This window comes from Pedobacter caeni, assembly GCF_900129215.1.
In the GTDB taxonomy this organism is placed as follows: Bacteria; Bacteroidota; Bacteroidia; order Sphingobacteriales; family Sphingobacteriaceae; genus Pedobacter; species Pedobacter caeni.
Genome location: NZ_FQUQ01000002.1, coordinates 1,071,956 through 1,091,711, shown reverse-complemented (window position 1 = coordinate 1,091,711; position 19,756 = coordinate 1,071,956). Strand labels below are relative to the sequence as shown.

Annotated in this window: 17 protein-coding genes; 3 read left to right on the top strand and 14 right to left on the bottom strand. The window is 41.9% G+C overall.

Translation table 11 applies throughout. The features are described 5' to 3' along the window. Positions 1 to 371: 371 nt before the first annotated feature. The 3 genes from BUC20_RS12125 to BUC20_RS12110 form a co-directional block, all read right to left on the bottom strand. On the bottom strand, positions 372 to 707 hold the full coding sequence (locus BUC20_RS12125; RefSeq protein ID WP_143166769.1) for a hypothetical protein: 336 nt from the start codon (positions 705 to 707) through the stop codon (positions 372 to 374). A gap of 368 nt (positions 708 to 1,075) precedes the next feature. Continuing rightward, positions 1,076 to 3,238: a S46 family peptidase gene (locus BUC20_RS12115; RefSeq protein ID WP_073231152.1), complete on the bottom strand. Its 2,163-nt coding sequence runs from the start codon at positions 3,236 to 3,238 to the stop codon at positions 1,076 to 1,078. A gap of 65 nt (positions 3,239 to 3,303) precedes the next feature. Next, entirely contained in the window at positions 3,304 to 4,524 is a 1,221-nt protein-coding gene (locus BUC20_RS12110; RefSeq protein WP_073231150.1) for an MFS transporter, read from the bottom strand. 95 nt (positions 4,525 to 4,619) lie between these two features. Here BUC20_RS12110 and BUC20_RS12105 point away from each other — a divergent pair, with 95 nt between their 5' ends. Beyond that, positions 4,620 to 5,492, top strand: a complete 873-nt coding sequence (locus BUC20_RS12105; RefSeq protein ID WP_073231149.1) for a LysR substrate-binding domain-containing protein — start codon at positions 4,620 to 4,622, stop codon at positions 5,490 to 5,492. A gap of 109 nt (positions 5,493 to 5,601) precedes the next feature. On the opposite strand, the gene BUC20_RS12100 is transcribed toward BUC20_RS12105, so the two are convergent. From BUC20_RS12100 to BUC20_RS12050, 11 genes are all read right to left on the bottom strand, one after another. Then, on the bottom strand, positions 5,602 to 6,723 hold the full coding sequence (locus BUC20_RS12100) for a metallophosphoesterase (RefSeq protein ID WP_073231147.1): 1,122 nt from the start codon (positions 6,721 to 6,723) through the stop codon (positions 5,602 to 5,604). Between the two features lie 6 nt (positions 6,724 to 6,729). After that, positions 6,730 to 8,196, bottom strand: a complete 1,467-nt coding sequence (locus tag BUC20_RS12095; protein ID WP_073231146.1) for a RagB/SusD family nutrient uptake outer membrane protein — start codon at positions 8,194 to 8,196, stop codon at positions 6,730 to 6,732. A 20-nt stretch (positions 8,197 to 8,216) separates the two neighbouring features. Next, the gene (locus tag BUC20_RS12090; protein WP_159441093.1) at positions 8,217 to 11,447 is read right to left on the bottom strand and encodes a SusC/RagA family TonB-linked outer membrane protein; all 3,231 of its coding nucleotides are present in this window, start codon (positions 11,445 to 11,447) and stop codon (positions 8,217 to 8,219) included. A gap of 317 nt (positions 11,448 to 11,764) precedes the next feature. Then, a complete protein-coding gene (locus tag BUC20_RS12085) occupies positions 11,765 to 12,913 on the bottom strand; it encodes a FecR family protein (RefSeq protein WP_073231142.1) in 1,149 nt (382 codons plus the stop codon). A 69-nt stretch (positions 12,914 to 12,982) separates the two neighbouring features. Further along, positions 12,983 to 13,561: an RNA polymerase sigma factor gene (locus BUC20_RS12080; RefSeq protein WP_073231140.1), complete on the bottom strand. Its 579-nt coding sequence runs from the start codon at positions 13,559 to 13,561 to the stop codon at positions 12,983 to 12,985. 125 nt (positions 13,562 to 13,686) lie between these two features. Further along, a complete protein-coding gene (locus BUC20_RS12075; RefSeq protein ID WP_073231139.1) occupies positions 13,687 to 14,193 on the bottom strand; it encodes a ClbS/DfsB family four-helix bundle protein in 507 nt (168 codons plus the stop codon). Between the two features lie 24 nt (positions 14,194 to 14,217). Next, complete coding sequence (locus BUC20_RS12070; RefSeq protein ID WP_073231137.1) at positions 14,218 to 15,567, bottom strand: MBL fold metallo-hydrolase; 1,350 nt, start codon at positions 15,565 to 15,567, stop codon at positions 14,218 to 14,220. 86 nt (positions 15,568 to 15,653) lie between these two features. Further along, on the bottom strand, positions 15,654 to 16,067 hold the full coding sequence (locus tag BUC20_RS12065; RefSeq protein ID WP_073231136.1) for a DUF6691 family protein: 414 nt from the start codon (positions 16,065 to 16,067) through the stop codon (positions 15,654 to 15,656). A 13-nt stretch (positions 16,068 to 16,080) separates the two neighbouring features. Next, positions 16,081 to 16,638, bottom strand: a complete 558-nt coding sequence (locus BUC20_RS12060; protein ID WP_084528768.1) for a YeeE/YedE family protein — start codon at positions 16,636 to 16,638, stop codon at positions 16,081 to 16,083. A 4-nt stretch (positions 16,639 to 16,642) separates the two neighbouring features. After that, positions 16,643 to 17,434, bottom strand: coding sequence for a sulfite exporter TauE/SafE family protein (locus tag BUC20_RS12055; RefSeq protein WP_073231134.1), 792 nt, complete (start codon positions 17,432 to 17,434; stop codon positions 16,643 to 16,645). 63 nt (positions 17,435 to 17,497) lie between these two features. After that, on the bottom strand, positions 17,498 to 18,145 hold the full coding sequence (locus BUC20_RS12050; RefSeq protein ID WP_073231132.1) for a Crp/Fnr family transcriptional regulator: 648 nt from the start codon (positions 18,143 to 18,145) through the stop codon (positions 17,498 to 17,500). Positions 18,146 to 18,220: 75 nt separating this feature from the next. On the opposite strand from BUC20_RS12050, the gene BUC20_RS12045 reads away from it, so the two are divergent. Both BUC20_RS12045 and BUC20_RS12040 read left to right on the top strand, forming a co-directional pair. Continuing rightward, positions 18,221 to 19,084: a helix-turn-helix domain-containing protein gene (locus BUC20_RS12045; RefSeq protein WP_084528766.1), complete on the top strand. Its 864-nt coding sequence runs from the start codon at positions 18,221 to 18,223 to the stop codon at positions 19,082 to 19,084. 65 nt (positions 19,085 to 19,149) lie between these two features. Continuing rightward, entirely contained in the window at positions 19,150 to 19,728 is a 579-nt protein-coding gene (locus tag BUC20_RS12040; RefSeq protein WP_073231130.1) for a DUF417 family protein, read from the top strand. Positions 19,729 to 19,756 lie beyond the last annotated feature (28 nt).

The following is a 19,756-nucleotide window of genomic DNA, read 5'->3' as shown; positions in this document are numbered from 1 at the left end:
TTCGTTTTGCTCTTAGAAAAGAAAGCATTATTCTTCAAAGGCTGAAAACCTTGCGCTGAAGGAGCGCAAAGCTTTCCAGGCTTCTTTGTTCCCATTCGTTTTGATTTGCTCTTAAAAAAGAAAGCATTACTCTTCAAAGGCTGAAAACCTTGCGCTGAAGGAGCGCAAAGCTTTCTGGGCCTTTTCAGAGAACGCATTCTTTTTTATAGAAATATTGCTCATTCCCACCGTAGTTTCCTGACAGGATGTAAACCTTCTTTTTGGTAAGGGGGAGGATTTTGGCAAGGGGCAGTCTAGAAAAGGCATATAAAACAAAAAAGGATCAAGCATTACTGCTCAATCCTTTTTGTTTACAGGAATAATAGATTTGTTTATTCCTGTTTTAAAATAGCACCATTATCTAATTTTTTCAATTCAGTTGCACTTATAATTTCAAATTTATAAGCGTTTTTCTCTTCTTCTACCACTAAAGAGGAACCGTCGATTTTATAGGTTCCCTGACGCATGATATCACCGCCTGTAAGAACACCTGCTCTTCCATCGGGATAGAGCGTCAGAATAAACTTATTGCCCATCATAGGGTTAGCAGGCGGCTCAACGTTGGTCTCTACGAAGGTCTTATCGACATCAATTTTCAACTTTTGTTGCGTACATGCAGTGATTCCAATACAGAATAACAACAGTAATGATAAACAGATCTTTTTCATAGGTGTATAATTGTTTTTTAGTATTTATGAATAAATAACTTAGTCTTCTACCTAAGTTAATCAATTGCATACAGAGCGCAAAACAAAGTAGGGTTAATATAGAAACCGGATAAATCAAATCACCTGACAAAGGATTTTTTTCTTCTAAAAGAAATGCCCCCAAAAAGCCAGACACTTTCTGGGGGCATTTCATAATGAGGATCTCCTTATTTATCATCCAGTAAGATTAGGGTAATTTAAAGCCCTGCAAGCCCTTAATCTGGAGCATGATTTCTCTTTTCCCAAAAAAATTGTTCCTCTTTGAAGGCCTTAGGAGATTTGCCCTTCAGCAAAGATCCGAGACTGAAAAGAGGAACAATTTTTCACTTTTACTTTCTTATGTCCAATTCTTTGATGATATTCTTAGCACCACCTAACACATCAATACACCACAATACATAGCGTACATCCACGCAGATCGTCCTTTTAAATTTCTTATCAAAAGCGATATCACCGCTCATTGCTTCCCAGTTACCATCAAAAGCAAGCCCGATCAGTTCACCGTTACCATTGATTACAGGAGAACCGGAGTTACCACCTGTAATGTCATTATTGGTAATAAAGCCTACCGTTAAAGTACCATCGTTACCATATTGGCCGAAGTTCTTTTTATTGTAGTTTTCGATCAGGTTAGCAGGAAGGTCAAACTCGCTGTCGCCAGGAACATACTTTTGCATGATGCCTTCGATGGTAGTCGTTGTTTTGTACGACATACCATCCTTTGGAGAATAGTCCTGTACATTCCCATAAGACAACCTCATGGTAGAGTTTGCATCAGGATACATAATTTTACCTGCATTTTTCTCCAGAATTGCTTTCAGGTAAAGGTTATCCAGTTCTGCTTTTTTAGTTTCGAAATCGGCAACCGTTGATCCGAAGTTTGCTTTTACGTAATCTGCGGGGAATAAGTTTACTGCATATTTGTATCCGGGATCAGCCTTAATTGCATCAAGACTTGGGTTAGAAGCGATAAATTTCTTCAGTTTCTCTGGTTTGATGAAATTACTGTTTTCCCATAGGTAATCAGCGTACTTTTCGAATGTTGTTTCAGGGTTTCCTGTCCAGTATTTCTCTGCAATTTCAGCAAAGAATTTAGGTTGGGATTTTGTGGGAACATCATGGTAGAAAGCAGCAAGAATCTTTGCGAAGATCTTTTTATCGGCAGCTTCTACATAAGTTTCTTCATAGCCTGCGATGGCAGCAGTGATTCCTGTTTTTACTTTTTCAGCAAAAGCGGCATCACCTTTTTTCTGGTCCATGGCAGTCCATGCGCGACCGATTGAAATGGCACTTGGCACCCAACCTGAAGCCATAAAGCCTTCATTGATATAGGTACGTTGAACTGAGATCGGATCGATATCTTTATAGATCTGTGCATATTGGTCCATTAAACCTGCAAATTCCGTTTTCTGAGCGGCCCATTCTGTAAATGCTTTTTCTTCTTTTCTTTTCGAGTCTGCGACTTTAAGCCTTTTCAGTTGTTCCGTCTGACCGATAAAGTATTTCCAGTAGTTTGCGATATTGGCATACTGAGAAGACAATTTCAAGCGGGTATCCACACTCTTATCCATTTCCTGTTTCCAGGCTTTCAGACGGATATCGCGCAGTTTTACGATGGTAGGGCTTACTTTTTCAGTTGCCAGATCCACTCCGTAAGAAGTTAAATATCTGTCTGTACGGCCAGGGTAACCATAAACGATAGAGAAATCACCGTTTTTCACTCCTTTGATAGAAACCGGAAGGAATTTTTTAGGTGCATAAGGAACATTTTCAGTTGTATATTTTGAAGGTTTATTGTCTTTACCTGCATACACTCTGAACACCGAGAAATCACCTGTCTGACGAGGCCATTCCCAGTTGTCTGTATCACCACCGAATTTACCGATATTCTGAGGAGGGGCTCCCACTAAACGTACATCATCAAAACGTTCGTAAACGAAAAGGATAAACTGGTTTGATTTATAAAAATCTTTTACGTTTGCTTCGATCGTTGGACCTGTTACTGCCGCTTTAGCAATGGCATTGAAGGCTTCGGTTATTTTAGATGCTTTCTCAGCACCTTTCAATCCTTTAGTTACTTCTTCAACTTTAGCCGTTACATCTTCCATTTTTATCAGGAAACGTACAAATAAGCCGTCGATAGGTTTTTCTTCGCCATAGTTTTTAGCGTAGAAACCATTGTCAAGAATGTTGTTTTGAGCTGTAGAGTTCGAAGCTATAGCATCATAACCACAGTGGTGATTGGTAAAGATCAATCCTTTATCAGAAACGATCTCACCAGTACAGAAACCACCGAAATGAACGATAGCATCTTTCAGACTGGAACCGTTTGCGTTGTAAAGGTCTTTTGCGGTTAGCTTAAAACCCTGTTTCTTCATTTGCTCATAGTTTTTTCCTATCAGCATCGGGATCCACATCCCTTCATCTGCCTTAGCTGTATTGGCAAAGGAGAACACCAATGCACACAGCAGCAGATAAACTGTTTTTTTCATGATATAATAAATTAGTTAGTGATACCACCAAAGTTAAGGAATTGGGATCAGTTATAGGGCAGGATTTACAAGCTAACCGTCTTTCTTTGGGAATATTTGCTCCTATAGATCAGGAAAGCGATGGTCGCGGTGATTCCTATCGTGCCTTCAATAAAGATGGCTGGCCTCGGGCCGATCAGGTTTGCCGTCCAGCCGATCAGCAGGCTACCGATAGGAATGATTCCCTGATAGGCCATTACATAATAACTAATCGCCCTGCCCCTCATTTCCGGAATAGCATGTGTTTGTATATACGTATTGATTGCTGAAGTTTGCGCCATCATTCCTACTCCTGCAAGCGTCATAAAGAATAAGGCAAATGGCAATTGAGGCGCATAAGCCAGAAACAGCAGGCTTCCGCCCAGGATTACACCTGCAATTGTCACCATTTTGATCAGGCCATTGCTATTTTTGAGGTTGGCCAGGTATATCGCACTGAGGATTGAGCCCAGACCTGCGGCACTTTCAAACCAGCTGAAGGTACGTGCATCACCATTAAAAATATCTTTTGCAAACATCGGCATCAAGGTATTAAATGGCATTACAAACAAGCTGCTCATTCCCAATACAAGGATCATACTGCTCAGGTCTTTATCGCCGGAGACATACTTAAATCCTTCTTCCAGCTCTGTCCAGATACTTTTCTCCGATTTTTCGATCACACTTACATTGAGTCGCATCATGAACAGGCAGATCAAAACCGGGATATAGCTCAGGAAGTTTCCAATGAAACAGATGTCTGTACCAAAGGCACTCAGGATGATGCCCGCCACTGCTGGTCCTGCAATGCGTGCGAAGTTCACCATCGTTGAGTTTAGCGCGATCGCATTTGGGAGGTCTTCTTTATCATCCACCATTTCTACCATCAGTGATTGGCGGCAGGTCATATCGAAGGCATTGATGACCCCCTGAATGAGGCTCAATATAATGATCAGCAAGATGTTATGGTAGCCAAAAAATATGATTCCCGCCAATGCTCCCGCCTGCATCATCGAGGCCAGTTGTGTGATCACCAGGATGCGGTAACGATCATGCCTGTCGACCAGGCTACCTGCGTAGGGCGAAAGCAGCAAAGACGGAATCAGACTTACAAAGCCTACCACTCCCAGCAATAGTGCCGATCCTGTCAGTTGGTACACCAACCAGCTCACTGCCGTCTTCTGCATCCAGGTTCCGATCAGGGAGATTGATTGTCCATAGAAAAACAGTTTGAAATTGCGGGATTTGAGGGATCTGAATAATGCCATAGGATCTATTGATGTGATGAATCAAATTTCGGCATAAAGAATATATTTGTAAAATTGATAATTTTAATGATATTGATTAGTTTTAACGATTGATTATGGAGCTTAGACAACTGAATTATTTCATCAAAGCGGCAGAGCTGCTGCATTTTACTGATGCTGCCGCAGCTTGTTTTGTGACACAATCAACCCTATCACAGCAGATCAAACAATTGGAAGAGGAATTGGGGATGCCACTCTTTGACCGCATTGGCAAACATGTACAACTCAGTGAAGCCGGAAAATTATTTTTCACCCACGCCAGGGACATTCTGCTGGAGGTTAAAAAGTCAAAGCAAGCCATTTTTGAATTGAATAATCTCCTGAACGGCGAATTGAGAATCGGCGTAACTTATGCTTTCAGCTCCCTGCTCCTGCCCTTCCTTACTCCTTTTTCCAGGAAGTATCCGGGGATTAAGCTCCATATAGAATCTGGCATTGCCGGAGAACTGGAAGTCAGGCTAAAGAATGCAGATCTGGATTTCATCCTTGCTTTCCACGAGCAGTCGGACAATGAAGGTTTGGATATGCAACTCTTGTTCACCTCCAGGATTAAGATGATTACTTCCAAAAATAACCCTTTGGCACAGCTGGATAAGATCTCATTAAAAGAATTGGGACAAACGGAAATGGTATTGGCCAATAAAGGTTTTAGTTCCAGGGATATGCTCGATCAGATCTTCAAAAAGAACAACATCGTTCCTAATATCAGAATTGAGATGAACGATACCCATTCCATTTTGTCTCTCGTAGATACAGGAAACTGGGTAACCATCATTAGTGAGAAAGCGATCAGCGGATGGAGTAACCTCGTTGCCATTCCAATCACCGGCAGAGAGCTCCATAAAGAGGCTTACATCATGTGGCAAAAGGGTGCATTCAGAAAAAAATCAGCAACTCTTTTTATTGAAGAGCTGCTGAAGATTATGTAGGAGAACGTACAAATTCGGTTTCTCTTTCATTTATATACTACAAGATAATACTTTTATTTATATTATTCAATATTTAAATCAAAGATTAAGATAAAAAATTTACGATCGGCTACTCTTTTGGGAGCGGCAATTTATGACCTGTCGTATTGACCTTATACCAGGTCTTCTTTTCGAATAAAGCGCCTTCATGTTTCCCATTATGTTGATCCACATCAATCCCCAGCACTTTTCCTTTGTAATAAAAGCCGACATTCGATTCGGTAATCGTATGCCCCACAATAATCGTTTTCACCTTATAAAGAGAAAGGGTCTGATCCACCTCAGCTTCTGTGGCTTTAGGCTCGACAAAATAGCCCCTATACCAGAATAAGGAAGAGCGTGTACCGTCAAAGAATGTCCTGACTACCGTATCTGTAAAAAGCTTTTTATCTTTTGCTTTATCATAATACGGGCGGCATCTGGTATTAATTTCATGCAGGCTCATTGCCAGTGTATTGATCACCGGGGCTACTCCAGCATGCATACAAAGGTTTTCTCCAATCTTTTCGATCAGATTTTTGCTCCTTAGCCAACGGCCGAGTTCCGTATCCGGACCATAAAGTTCTTTGTAATCCAGTCCCATCAGTTTTGCATTTTCAAAGTATTTAGGTTTTACATAACGCAGGTCACCGCTCAGGTTCATGATGTCATGATTTCCAAGAATGGTGTGCAGGTATCCTCCTTTTACCTTTGCATCCTGCTCCAGTTTATAAAGCAGCCAGATCGTTGCAGAAACTTCCTGACCGCGGTCAAACAGATCACCACAGATCACCAGATGTCCTTTACCAAAAGTCCAGTTGTACTGCTCATCCATCACCTTATTTGCCAGCAACAGCTTTCTGAAAGCCTCAAACTCTCCTTCAATATCTGAAAGTGCCAGTAATTTATCCGGTTGTTTAAATTCGGCAGGTTCATTCTTTAGTTCCGTCTGCATTTTTACAGAGAAATCCCATTCCGGATGATCAGAAAACTGAACCTTCAGCGGCACATCAGCTTTCTCTTTAAGGGTAAAGGTCTGCACCTTTACCCTCCTGACGCTATCTTCAGATATGATGTTCCTGACAACAATCCCCTCCTTTTGATAGAGCACATAAGGTCCGTCATTTTCATTTCTTTTCTTTGTCTCCTTAGGATCTGCCTGAAACACCAGGCTATTGATCAGTAGTGGCAATACCATCGACAGCAAATTCATATCTTATTATTTTTTTATATAACCTTCATTTTGTTCCATATTTGTATTGGCGTTCATTTCCGACAAGGGTATCGGCAAGATGGTTGTTAATGAAGTGTTTGGAATCGGAATCGTCAACCCTCCGGTACGGTATTTGGTAAAGCCCAGTTTATTTCGCGTAAGGTCAAACAGACGGTGACCTTCAAATGCAAATTCTTTACGGTTTTCAGCAAGGATCAGATCTTGCAGGGCCTGCCCGGTCTCTGTAGTGCTTGCTTTCGTGGCGTCTGCACGTTTCGCTATCACATCTAAGTCCGCTGCTGCGAGTGCATCTTTACCCTGTTTCGCTCTTGCCTCTGCACGAATCAGATAAACCTCAGAAAGACGGATCACCTTCACTCCTTCTTCATAAGTGGTGATGTTGTTGTACTTCGTGATTACGAAAGCCGGGTCCTCTCCTCCGCTGCTGCTTCTTTTACTTTTGGCCATAAAACTTCTGCGTACATCGGTGCTTTTGTACAAGTTGTACAGGTCGTCTGTAGCCAGACCATCTCCATAGCTTGCACCTTGTAGCAGGAAGCTTGATAACGCATTTTGTGCCAGGTTATTTGTCAAAGTATATTGTACTTCAAAAATACCCTCAGGATTATTCTGAGTTCTGAAATTTGTTGCGCCTGTTGCATAATTAGCATTGCTCAACAGGCTGTACCTGTTACTGGCAATTACATCTGTTGCCATTGCTTCTGCATTCAGCCAATCTCCCATATATAAATATACTCTTGCCAGAAGTGCTTTTGCGGCATAATGCGCAATATGTCCCCTGTTTGATGCACTGAAACCTACCGGAGCTGCTTCGGGAAGTAAAGTTATTGCCCTTTTCAGATCACTGACCACCTGGCCATATCCTTCTTTCACTGAATTTCGACGCGGCGAGATGATGTCCTCTTTACTCGTCCCACTTTCGGTCACTACCGGGACACCAATATGACTGGCATCAGGTGTTGCATTATATGGTGCGGCAAATAAGCGCAACAAATCAAAATGTGCCAATGCCCTTAGGGTATACACTTCACCGATCAGGTGTTGCATTTCTGCTTTCTGAGTTTCAGGAAGCACCAATTGTTGTCCCTTGGAAATGATGATATTGCTGTTCACCACGGTCTGGTATAAGATACCCCAGGCCCCCGAAGCACTGCCATCATTAGTGGTTAAGATGTTTTGATCATAACTGGTATACCTGTTGGAGTTTCTTCTGCTGATGTACATATTGTCGGCCATCAGATCAGGCAGTACGGTAAACGTACGGCCATAATAATCCGCACTTTGTAAGAGGCTATAAGTACCCATTACTGCAGCTTTTGTACTTGGCAAATCAATCACCACCATATTCACTGCAGTTTGTCCCTGAGGATCAATTGCAAGAAAATCCTTTTCACAAGCGCCAAAGGATAAAGCGACCATCAGTAATGGCAATATTTTATAAGAATGTTTCATCGTTTTCTGCTAAGCTGTAATTAAAATTTAAGATCAAGACCTATGAGTGCCGTTTTATAAACCGGTACATTTTTATCTGCCAGTCCGTCAATTCCTACTTCAGGATCGAAGCTGATTCGCTTGTCTTTGATATAGGTAAACAGGTTGTTTGCTCTGAAATAAATACGGGCACTGGAAAGTTTCGCCTGTTTAATCCAGTTCATTGGCAATTGATAGCCAAGGGATACATCACGAAGGCGGATATAATCTCCATCATAAAGGAAACGGGTAGAAGTCTGACTGGAAGGTCCTGACTGCGTTCCGGTGAACACCATTTTAGGCTGATCGGTCACATCTCCAGGGTTTCTCCACCTGTTTTCGTACGCATAACGCGTCATTTTAGTCGTAGGAGTAAAACCACCTGAACCATCAGAAGCGCTTGTTGCTCCATAATTATCATACACCTTATTTCCGAAGTTAAAATACAACTGGAAGCTCAGTGAGAACCCCTTATACGTAAACGAGTTTGTTAACCCCCCAAAGAAATCAGGCAATGCACTTCCCTGATTGAACTGGACAGCAGATCCGTATTTATTCGTCGTTGCTGTTTTAGTACCATCGGTATACCATAAAGCCTCTCCATTTGCAGGGTCCACACCAGCATAACCAACCATGTACAACTGATAAAAATCCCCCCCTTCAAACCGGTTGTATGGGCTGGAAACGATAGGACTGTTTAAGGTTGTAATCTTATTTTTTATAGTCGAGATGTTGAAGCTAGTAGTCCATCCAAAACCATTGTTTTCAGGCTTAAAGTTGATGCTGTTCAATTCCAGTTCGAGACCTGAATTTTTCATTGCACCAATATTGTCCGTATAGTTTCTCAGTCCATTTGTTGCTGAGATTGGTTTACTGAGTAATAAATCTGAGGTCGAACGGGTATAATATTCAAAGGTACCAGTCAGTCTGTTGTTCAGGACACCAAAGTCCATTGCCGCATTGAAAGGCTTATTTTTCTCCCAGGTCAACAGGTTATTTCCATAATTGGAGAAAACCAGACCCGGTGCATTGTCATAACTAGCACCGGTATACAATGCTCTGGATTCAAAATCCCCAATGTCCTGATTTCCATTTACACCATAACTAGTGCGCAAACGTAAATCTGAAATGACCTCCTGAGCTGCCATAAAGTTTTCTTTACTCAGGTTCCATGAAGCACCTACAGACCAGAAATTACCGAATCTTTTTTCCGAGCCAAAACGGGAAGAGCCATCACGACGTGCAGAGGCACTAAGGTAATATTTTGACTGATAGTCTATTGAGGCATTGAAGAACACCGAGTTGAGCGCACTGGCTGTACCAAAAGATTTTCCATCGGATAATATTGAGGCATTTTCAAGTGTAAACATATTTGGCAGAAAGTTCTTTTTAGTCAGGTCATTGCCAACTTTTACGACCTTTTGTGCTTCATAACCTAAATATGTTTTAAGACCTATATCACCAAAAGTTTCATTGAAACGAAGAATCGTTGTATTTACCCAATTCGTTGCGCGGGCTGTTGAAGAAGTTGCTCTTCCTCCATCCGTACGTGAAGTACCCACACCAGATTTATTATATTCCAGGCGTTCATCATAACCAAAGCTGATATTCGATTGGTTTTCGATAGATAAAGAAGGAATGATCTGATATTTTGCCAGGAAATTACCCAGCATCCCATAAGAACTTTTCTTATCAAAACTTTCCAGTACCTGAGCCATCGGGTTGTAACGGTTAAAATAGCTGAAATCGTAAGTACCATCATCGTTGTATGCCCTTAACCAGGGTTGATAAATGGTATACATACGTACCGGGTTTCCGAATGTCCCACCGTCAGCCTGACCTTCTGTTTTGCGGTAATTAATTTGAATTCCACCGCTGAATGAAAGGTTTTCCGTCGCCTGATTGCTCAGTTTTAGGTTAGCTGTACTTCTGGAGAATTCACTCCCAAGCAGCGCTGCTTTAGCCAGATAATGACTTCCTGAAAGATAAAATTTGGTTTTTTCGCTACCACCACTTGCAGAAAGGTCCACTTGGGTATGATTTCCTGTGCGCGTCAGCAAGTCAAACCAGTCGGTATTTACTGTAGGATCCACGGCATTATCTACTAATGCCTTATCAAAAAGAGCTACGTCATTTCCTTTATTTACCCATCCTTCTTTCAGCAGCTCCAGCATTTCCTGGGTATTTAACATTTTGTGGCCTTTGATATTGGTCACATTATTTGCTCCACGCTGCACAGAAGCGGTAATCACCGTTTTGCCTGAAACTCCGGTTTTTGTGGTGATGAGGATCACTCCATTTGCTGCCCTTGATCCATAGATCGAAGCTGCCGAGGCATCTTTTAAAACCGTTACTGTCTCCACATCAAAACTATTCAGGCTATTGATTTGTCCAGACTCCAGAGGGATCCCGTCTACTACATATAGCGGGCCACTACCCGCATTTACAGAACCTATACCGCGAATCCTTACATTTGGAACCGCCCCCGGCTGTCCGGATCCGTTTGAAGAAATCAAACCCGGAACATTTCCCTGTAAGGTCTCCTGAATGCTCACCCTTGGACTTCCATTCAGGACATCAGATTTCAGCGTCTTGGCAGATCCTGTAAAAGACGCTTTTGTCTGTGTACCATAGGCTACTACCATTACCTCTGCAAGGTCCTGGTTGGAGGGAACTAAAGTGATGTTTTTCAATACATCTCCTTTTTGTACTTCAACGACAGCAATATATTTTTCATATCCTACAAAAGTGGCAGTAAGGTTATACTTACCTGATTTTGAAAGGTTAAAGGTATATTCACCACTGGAATTCGTCTGGGTACTTTGTTTAAAGTCTGCTGCATTCAAAGTAATGCTTACTCCCGGAAGTGGCAATCCCATTTCGTCTACCACTTTTCCTTTCAGTACCATTGCCTGAAAACTACTTTCAGTGCTGGTTAATTCCTGGTCTTTTCTTCTCAGTAGGACATTGTTTCCAACGATCTTAAAAGTCAGCGGAAGCACCTTTGAAAATTCGTTCAAAACCGTTTCCAGAGCAACATTTTTCACTTCAATAGAGATTCTGGTCTGACGGACATCTTTATTGTCGTAAAAAAAGACATATCCGCTTTGTTTTTTGATGGATTCCAGCACCCTTTCCAAAGGCACATTTTTTTCCTTCAGACTGATCTGGCTGTATCCTTTTGCGCTGGCCTGCATCAGAGCCAGGAACAACAAGATGGAAGTCAACTTCATAATAAGTAGCAATTTAGGAGGCAGCCATGTCTTGGACATAGCTGTAGTAATAGCATTAAAATTCATACTTTTGTAATGTTTGGGTTAATACAGTAAATAGTTCGCAAAATTGTTTTGTCCCGGATTTTCCGGGAAGGGTTAACTCAGATATTCCGCAGTTGTGCTCGAACACTTCTGCGGTTTTTTTTATGATGATGCTTCTTTTCAGGAAGCGGAATCAATTCTGAATTACCCTGACCTGGGGTCAGTCTTTTTGTAGTCTTGTTTTCATGTCTTTTGTTTGTTTGGTGAGTATGGTTTGGTATTTATAAGTTGGTCTATTTTGTGACGGTAATTGTCTTTCCATCTACCCTGAAATGCACTTTAAAAAAGCTCAGGATATCCAGCACTTCAGACAGGTTAATATTGCGGTGAATCTCTCCTGAGAACTGTCTTTTAGGGAGGTTTCCTTCGTAATTCACCTGTACATCATACCATCTGGAAACAGACCTCATGACCGTTTGAAGGTCTGCATCTTTAAACAGGAACATACCGTTTTTCCAGGCGATCGCTTCCTCTTCATTTACATTGTTTACGTCCAGGTGATCTCCATGAAGTGCAGATTGCTGTCCGGGTTTCAGGATCAATTCCTTTACCGATGTGGCAGGACTGATCACTTTGACTGCACCTTCCAGTAGCGTTGTCTTTGTTCCTGGCTCATCATCATAAGAATTGATGTTAAAATGAGTCCCCAGTACCACTACAGTTTGTGTGGTGGTCAGGACTTCGAAAGGCATATTTGGGTTTGATTTAGCGACTTCAAAATACCCCTCTCCCGTTAAGCTTACCTGGCGTGCTTCTCCTGTAAATGCGGTTGGGTAGCGCAGCGATGATGCTGCATTCAGCCAGACCTTTGTGCCGTCAGGAAGGTTGATCTGATATTGTCCGCCTTTAGGGGTCGAAATCATATTCATTGCTCCAGTCTTAGCAGCTCCGGTTGAGGAAGAAGCCGTATACACCAGTTCACCATCTTTAGTTTTGGTGATCGTGATGCCCGATTGCTCAGCAAGCTTTCCGTTTCCAGCCTCATCAAGAGTAATCTGTTTGCCATCAGCCAGCGTCAGTGTCGCCTTATTTCCACCCGGAAGTATCACTGGTTTCAGATCTGAGTTTACTTTGGACAAGGGTCTTTCCAGAGGATTAAAGCGGGAAGTATTAAAGAAATATAAGGCCATGGATGCCAGCAGGACAATTGCCGCAGCAATCCTGATGACAGGCCATAAGCTGCGTTTTGGCACTATTGCTTCTTCTGCCTCATGAATAGGAAGCCTATTCCAGATGCGGTCGGTTGCGGCTTCCAGTTGAGTATTGGTCAGCAGATCGCCTCCCTCTTCTTCAAATTCCAGGTACCATGTTTCTACAATTGCCTTTTCTGCATCTGTACATTTTCCCGCTCTGTATTTTTCCAGTAATTCTTTTGCCTCCATGCGCTTTATCCGCTAATTAACCTATAGACGGTTAACTCTGAGCTTAGGCGTAAAAGAAAATGAAAATAATTAATGATGACTGATATACAGTAAAACAGTGAGTAAACCAAACTTACCTCTGAGGATCTTCAGGGCATTGTTCACGTGCTTTTTTACCGTCATTTCAGACAAATCCAATTTAGCCGCGATCTCCCGGTGCGATAGGTTCGCTTTCCGGCTCAGTTCAAAGACTTCTCTCATCTTAGGAGGCAATGCGCTGATTTCTTTTTCAATCAGGGCAGCCAGTTCATTTTCTCTCACCAGGTGATCTGTTACGGCTTCACTTTTGTCAATAAAATGCTGCAGCGAAACCATATAAGCAGATTCTACCTTTTTATGAGAGATCACATCAATAATCCGGTTTCTTATCGCCTGATAGAGGTATCCTGAGAGGTGTGTTTTTAGGAACATGTCTTCTCTTTTTGTCCAGAGTGTAGTAAAAAGCTCATGAACAACATCATCCGCTTCCTGTTGATTCCTCAGCCTGTTAAAGGCGTGAATATATAATAAGCCCTTGTATCGATTGTAAATTTCGGTAAAAGCAGTTTTGTCACCATCTTTAAGAAATGCAACTAAATCATGATCGGCTAAAGTCGTGTACAAGGTCATACTTCAGAATCAACCCCCTTTTTTGAAGATTCTGCTCAATATTAACTAAATTTTCTGTAAAAGCTTTAAGAAGCCCGTGTAATCAAATTGTTAAGACAAGCGCAACCAACTGACAAATAATCACATTACCTTAATTCCTTTTTCCATTTGCGGATGCGTCCTCTGGCATTTACATACGGTGAAGAGGTATTAAACTGAATCATCCGTCCTAAGGTCCATTTCTCATACCAGGCTTCACTGTAGAGTTCATCATTGCTTTTTTCCGCAATCATGGATAGCATTCTTTGTACGGCAAGGTCGAGTTTAACACTTATATTTTCCAGGCTGTGTCCTTCATAGTCGGCATAGAATTTTTGGGCCAGTTTCCCCAGTTCATTCCATTTATAGCCACTTTCAGGAAAGTCAACAGGCAGGCCTTCCCTTTTTCTTTCTTCCCATTTCAAGACCAGCTCTGCCCATCCACAAAGGTATGACAGTAGATTTACTACTGTCATTTTAGTCCCTTTTGCATGTCCTTCCAGTTCTGCTCTCTGAGCTTGTTCTTCCGAAATATTTTCTAATTCTCCCTTTAACTTTTGATAGGTCGTCCGGATTGCGGTTAAAAGCTCTTCTTTATGATTGGGAACTGCCATGGTATCATCTAAATTCTTTTAAACCTATTTTTCCGTTGAATTAAAATCCCGGACTGCTCCTCCTAAATCGTACACCGGAATCTTCGCACCAAATTCAGCGGCAATAATGCTGCTTCCTGCGGCACTCCTGCTCCCTCCAGCACAATGTACCACAATGGGTTTTTCGGCAGGAATTTCTTTGATGCGCTCCCTTAGTTCTCCAAGGGGAATATTCAGAGATTCTTTGAAGATGCTTTTCTTTTTCGCTTCATTCTCATTTCTGACATCAATTATAGTGAATTCATCAGGATTGGTGATGAAATATTCCAGCGGCATTACCGGCATAATAACATCCCCGGATTCTGTTACAAATGCCGATTCGATAAAAGTTTCATATCCTATACTTGCCGTCCTGCTGATGAGTTCCTGTAATTGTTCCTCATTGGCTGCTGTCAGGTAAAACTGTTCTCCAGGTTTAACAATACTTCCCAACCAGGTTTCAAACTTCTTTCCATAGACAATGTTGATTGCTCCCGGCAGATATCCTTCTTTAAAAAGATTTTCAGGGCGGGCATCAACCACTAAAATATCAGCATTCAACTGTTCAGGTTTGACCAAAACATTCACTTTGTCTATCCCTGTACTAAACTCGCTGGCTCCTTTTCGGTTGAGGTCAACATCAAAGCCAAAATATTTAGGGATGAAAGGCTGATCTGTTGTCAGTTCTTTTACAAAGTCTTCGATGGTCATTTCCTGTAAAGACCAGTTGCTTATTTTCTCTGCTCCAATAGTGCTGGAGTTCGCCGTGCTCAATGCTTTACCGCATAATGTTCCCGAACCATGAGCCGGATATACGATTACCTCATCCGCGAGCTTCATTAGTTTATCCCTTAACGAATGGTACATCTTCTGGGCAAGGTCTTCTCTTTTAGCCTGCAGGTTTCCTACGGATTCTCTCAGGTCTGGCCTTCCACAATCTCCGATAAACAGCGTATCTCCTGTAAATACAGCTTTATCTCTTCCATCATGATGTAATACGATAGAGATGCTGTCCGGAGAATGTCCGGGAGTGTGCAGGCTTTTTAGTTTAATTTTACCGAAACTGATTTCATCTCCTTCATCAAAGGGGCTAAAAGGATAAGATACACCAGTTAAACTATGTGCATAAATTGTGGCACCCGTAGTCTGGTGAATTTCCAGGTGACTACTTACAAAATCAGCATGGGGATGAGTTTCTATGACCCCAATAATTTTGGCTTCAAACTTCTTTGCGAATTCATAATAAGGCTCCGGATTGCGGGAAGGATCGATCAATATGATTTCCTGTTCACATTCACTAACTACGGCATAGCTATAATGGGCTAAAAATTCATCTTTAAATTGTTCTATAATCATCTTTATTCTTTTTAACGTAAAACCCTTTGTCTATGCAAATCTGTGCATTATCAATTGTTTATTTAGTGATAGAAGTCACACTTAACTCAATGAGGCAATTTATCTTTAATCAGGCCGTAAAGAAAAGTTCCCAGTAAAGCACCAATAATCACGATGGCCATGGTCAGGTAACCGTAACCAAGGTTAACAAACATGGGTCCCGGACATGCGCCCGTTAGTGCCCAACCCAGCCCAAATATGGTCCCTCCGATGAGGTACCTGGCATAAGGAGGTTCTTTATCCTTAAACAGGATGGGATGATGAGCCACATCTTTCCATTGCATTTTTTTAATCAGGAAAACAGCAATTATGCCAAGGACAACAGCTGTTCCGATAATTCCATACATCTGAAAAGACTGGAAGCGAAACATCTCATAGATCCTGAACCAGGATACTGCTTCAGATTTGGTCATGATGATGCCGAAAAGGATTCCGGCAAGTATATATTTTAGAGATTTCATATTTTTCAGCGTTTTATAAGATAAGGGGAAGGATCAGCCAGGTCATCAATAAGCCGCCAATAAAAAAGCCGATTACTGCCAGCAGGGAGGGAAACTGCAGGTTAGACAAACCAGAAATTGCATGTCCGGAAGTGCATCCACCTGCATATCTGGAACCAAAGCCAACCAGGAGTCCGCCAGATAATAACAGGCACCATACTTTAAAATCAGCCAATGCTTCCAGCGAGAACAGCTCTTCCGGATTGAGTGCTCCTTTAAAATGAATACCAAGCCCCCTCAGGTCATTGACCGTCGCTTCCGATAATTCCATGCCCTGTGGATTGCTCAGGAACTGCGCAGAGATCCAGCCTCCAATGATGGAGCCCAGTAAAAACAATAGATTCCAGCGCTGTGCTTTCCAGTCGAAATCAAAGAATTTAACTTTTTTACCTGCTCCTGCCATGCTGCAAATCGTTCTCAGATTGGACGAGAATCCAAAGGATTTGCCCCAGAAGATCAGTATGAGCATGATCAGTACGATCATTGTGCCAGAGAAATACCATGGCCAGGGTTGTCTGATAAAGTCCATCATAATGTTAAAGAATTTCTTTTAAGAGGATATAGATCCCCATGAGTAATACAAACCATCCAAAGCCGGTTTTTAATTTTTTACTATCCACCTTTGCACTCATTTTACCTCCGATAAATACTCCGGCAACAGCGATTGCTGTAATTTTAAGTAAAAATAGCCAGTCGATTTCAAAATGTCCAAGATCTCCTGAAAAACCGATTAAAGAATTGAGGGCGATGATAAAAAGTGAGGTTCCGATGGCTTCTTTCATTGGTAATCCTACTAAAACCACTAAGGTTGGGATCAGTAAGAATCCTCCGCCAGCGCCTAACAAACCCGTTGTTAAGCCTATACCTACACCATAAAGCAGTAATTTTGGTAAAAATATTTTCAGTTCCCGATTCCTTACCGGCTCCTCCTCTCTTCCATTTCTGATCATTGCAATGGCAGCGACCAGCATCAGGATGGCAAAAAGAACCATCATCAGCATTCTCTCTGTGAGTTCAAAATGGTCAAAGGTGGCGATGTGTTCAGGGATTGCAGGGATGAGAAATTTGCGGGTCAGCCATACTGTGCTGATCGAACTTGCTCCGAACATAAAGGCCGTTTTCAACTGAACCTGATCATTTTTATAGTTTTGCCAGGCACCAACCAGGCTTGTACAGCCCACCACAAACAGGGAATAGGAAGTAGACAACAGCGGTGGAATTCCAAAAAGATACACCAGAACCGGAACGGTCAGGATTGATCCTCCCCCTCCAACTAATCCCAATGATATACCAATCAGCGCTGAGGCCAGGTATGCAATAACTTCCATAAATTAAAATAATAAGCTTAGGACAAAGATGTAGATTCTTAGGATGAGAAACGGTGACTTTTGTCACCGGCCATTTAATAATTCTATATAGTTTCTATACAGGCGGATTTCTCCTCTTTGTTCCATCTTCTTAAGCAATCTGGAGATCACCTCTCTCGAGGAATTCAGGTCGGCAGCTATTTCCTGATGTGTTAAATTCAGCTCATTTCTTTTCAATTGCTCTCCTTGTTTTTTAAGGTAAAATCCCAGACGTTCATCCAGCCCCTGAAAGGCAATGCTATCGATCACGAGCAAAAGCTCTTCAAATCTCGATCTATAAGTTTCCATTACAAAATAATACCAGCTGGGATATAACTTCATTAATTCATCCATCAGCGCAATGGGCACCATTAAAATGGCACTGTCGTCAATTGCCTTCCCCATGATCTTACTGGATTCCTGTTTTGCAGCACAGATCATGGAAAGTGCACAGGCATCTCCGGGTTGGAGGTAATACATAAAAAATTCATTCCCATCTGTTCCTTCCCGATAGAGTTTTACCCGTCCTTTTACGATCAATACCGTAGACCTGAAATACTGACCTTTTTGCATCATCAGCTCCCCGGCTTCAAAGCTTTTCCCGATTACGGACGCGATTAATTTCTCTTTTAATGCGGGTTCAAACTGAGGAAATAATTCATTGATGTAATCATTAATGCGCTTCTGAGTCATGTTTTCTTATATTTTTCAACCTTTCCGGCCTTAAATGTATGATAAATTCTAAATTTGGTTTAAAACCATTCAAATTTGAAATCAGCCGCAAAAAAAGTTCTTTCTACCTCCGGAGATTGTTTGTTCTCTCTTCAAAACATAGTTCCGGGGGATTTGAGTCAGCCTGTTCAGTACTCCCGTTATACAATTCTCTTTATTGCAGGGGGTAAAGGTTCTTTTCAGGCAGACTTTGGGAACTTTTCTTTTGAAGGGCCGGTTATCTTTTTTGCAACTCCCTATCAGACCATTTATTTTAAGGACCAACCTTTGTCGGCAGTAACGATGCTACAGTTTCATGGTGATTTTTATTGCATAGAATACCATAAGGCAGAAGTGGCCTGTAATGGTCTGCTGTTCAACAATATCTTTCTGGAACCTTCCATTACCCTGCTGCCCGAAGAAGCACTTTCATTTTCAGGATTATTGGGGCAACTCCATGAAGAGCTTTGCAGGCAGACTCCCAATGAAGCTGTTCTTACTGCCTATTTGCAATTGTTTCTGGCCAAGGCCAGCCAGATTAAACTCAGCTCTTTCCCTGCTACTTTACCTAAAAAGGAATCTTTGCTGGAAGACTTCAAAATTGCATTGGAAGCCAATTTCCTGCAGATGCGTAAACCTGCTGACTATGCGGCACTACTCGGCTTGAGTCCAAATGCTTTTACCAAACGCTGTACCCGTTATTTTGGTAAATCGCCATCACATTTGATTCAGGAAAGGGTGATTTTAGAAGCGAAGAAAAAGCTTCACCTGAGCCGGCAAAGCATTAAGGAGATCGCCTATTCCTTAAATTTTAAAGATGAATATTATTTCAGCCGTTTCTTTAAAAAGATGACAAAAATCTCTCCTCAGGTCTTCCGTGAGAAAACAGGAATTTCCATTATGGCTGATTTGTCCATCTAATATCCTTTATCGTCCATGGCCGTTCCAGGCTTCGGGCGCTAGATTTGCAGGATAAAACAACGATCATGTCAAATCAAATCTCTTCCTTAGCCCGTTCTCTTTCCGGTTTATCCGCTTTAAGTATTCGTATGGTCCGCATTTCCATTGCCATTGTCCTGATCTGGATCGGAGGCCTGAAAGTTTACAATTATGAGGCCGAAGGAATTGTACCATTTGTTGCAAATTCTCCATTTATGTCTTTCTTTTATGCTCATCCTGAAGATTACAAACCTCATATGCAGAAAGAAGGCGAAGCAAATCCGGAAAAGATTGCCTGGCATGAAGCAAACCATACTTATCTGTTTTCTTATGGACTGGGTACCGTCCTCGTTATTTTTGGCATCTTACTGTTAATCAACAAATACAACCCCGGAATTGGGATGATTGGAGCCGGGATGGTGATCCTCATGTCTGTGGTGACTTTATCTTTTTTAATCACTACTACAGATTCCTGGGTCCCTGCATTGGGAGATCCTGACCATGGCTTCCCCCTACTTTCTGCCAGGGGCAGACTGGTGATCAAGGACCTCATTATGATGAGTGCCGCTTTTGTCGCCCTTTGTGATTCTGCCAAACAATACCTGATATTAAAGGGTTCAGAATGATACAATCCCGGGTATCACTGCTAATCAA

Coding starts and splice junctions, on each gene's coding strand:
- BUC20_RS12125 (WP_143166769.1), bottom strand. CDS start 707: ATGAAAAAGATCTGTTTATCATTACTGTTGTTATTCTGTATTGGAATC.
- BUC20_RS12115 (WP_073231152.1), bottom strand. CDS start 3,238: ATGAAAAAAACAGTTTATCTGCTGCTGTGTGCATTGGTGTTCTCCTTT.
- BUC20_RS12110 (WP_073231150.1), bottom strand. CDS start 4,524: ATGGCATTATTCAGATCCCTCAAATCCCGCAATTTCAAACTGTTTTTC.
- BUC20_RS12105 (WP_073231149.1), top strand. CDS start 4,620: ATGGAGCTTAGACAACTGAATTATTTCATCAAAGCGGCAGAGCTGCTG.
- BUC20_RS12100 (WP_073231147.1), bottom strand. CDS start 6,723: ATGAATTTGCTGTCGATGGTATTGCCACTACTGATCAATAGCCTGGTG.
- BUC20_RS12095 (WP_073231146.1), bottom strand. CDS start 8,196: ATGAAACATTCTTATAAAATATTGCCATTACTGATGGTCGCTTTATCC.
- BUC20_RS12090 (WP_159441093.1), bottom strand. CDS start 11,447: ATGAAGTTGACTTCCATCTTGTTGTTCCTGGCTCTGATGCAGGCCAGC.
- BUC20_RS12085 (WP_073231142.1), bottom strand. CDS start 12,913: ATGGAGGCAAAAGAATTACTGGAAAAATACAGAGCGGGAAAATGTACA.
- BUC20_RS12080 (WP_073231140.1), bottom strand. CDS start 13,561: ATGACCTTGTACACGACTTTAGCCGATCATGATTTAGTTGCATTTCTT.
- BUC20_RS12075 (WP_073231139.1), bottom strand. CDS start 14,193: ATGGCAGTTCCCAATCATAAAGAAGAGCTTTTAACCGCAATCCGGACG.
- BUC20_RS12070 (WP_073231137.1), bottom strand. CDS start 15,567: ATGATTATAGAACAATTTAAAGATGAATTTTTAGCCCATTATAGCTAT.
- BUC20_RS12065 (WP_073231136.1), bottom strand. CDS start 16,067: ATGAAATCTCTAAAATATATACTTGCCGGAATCCTTTTCGGCATCATC.
- BUC20_RS12060 (WP_084528768.1), bottom strand. CDS start 16,638: ATGATGGACTTTATCAGACAACCCTGGCCATGGTATTTCTCTGGCACA.
- BUC20_RS12055 (WP_073231134.1), bottom strand. CDS start 17,434: ATGGAAGTTATTGCATACCTGGCCTCAGCGCTGATTGGTATATCATTG.
- BUC20_RS12050 (WP_073231132.1), bottom strand. CDS start 18,145: ATGACTCAGAAGCGCATTAATGATTACATCAATGAATTATTTCCTCAG.
- BUC20_RS12040 (WP_073231130.1), top strand. CDS start 19,150: ATGTCAAATCAAATCTCTTCCTTAGCCCGTTCTCTTTCCGGTTTATCC.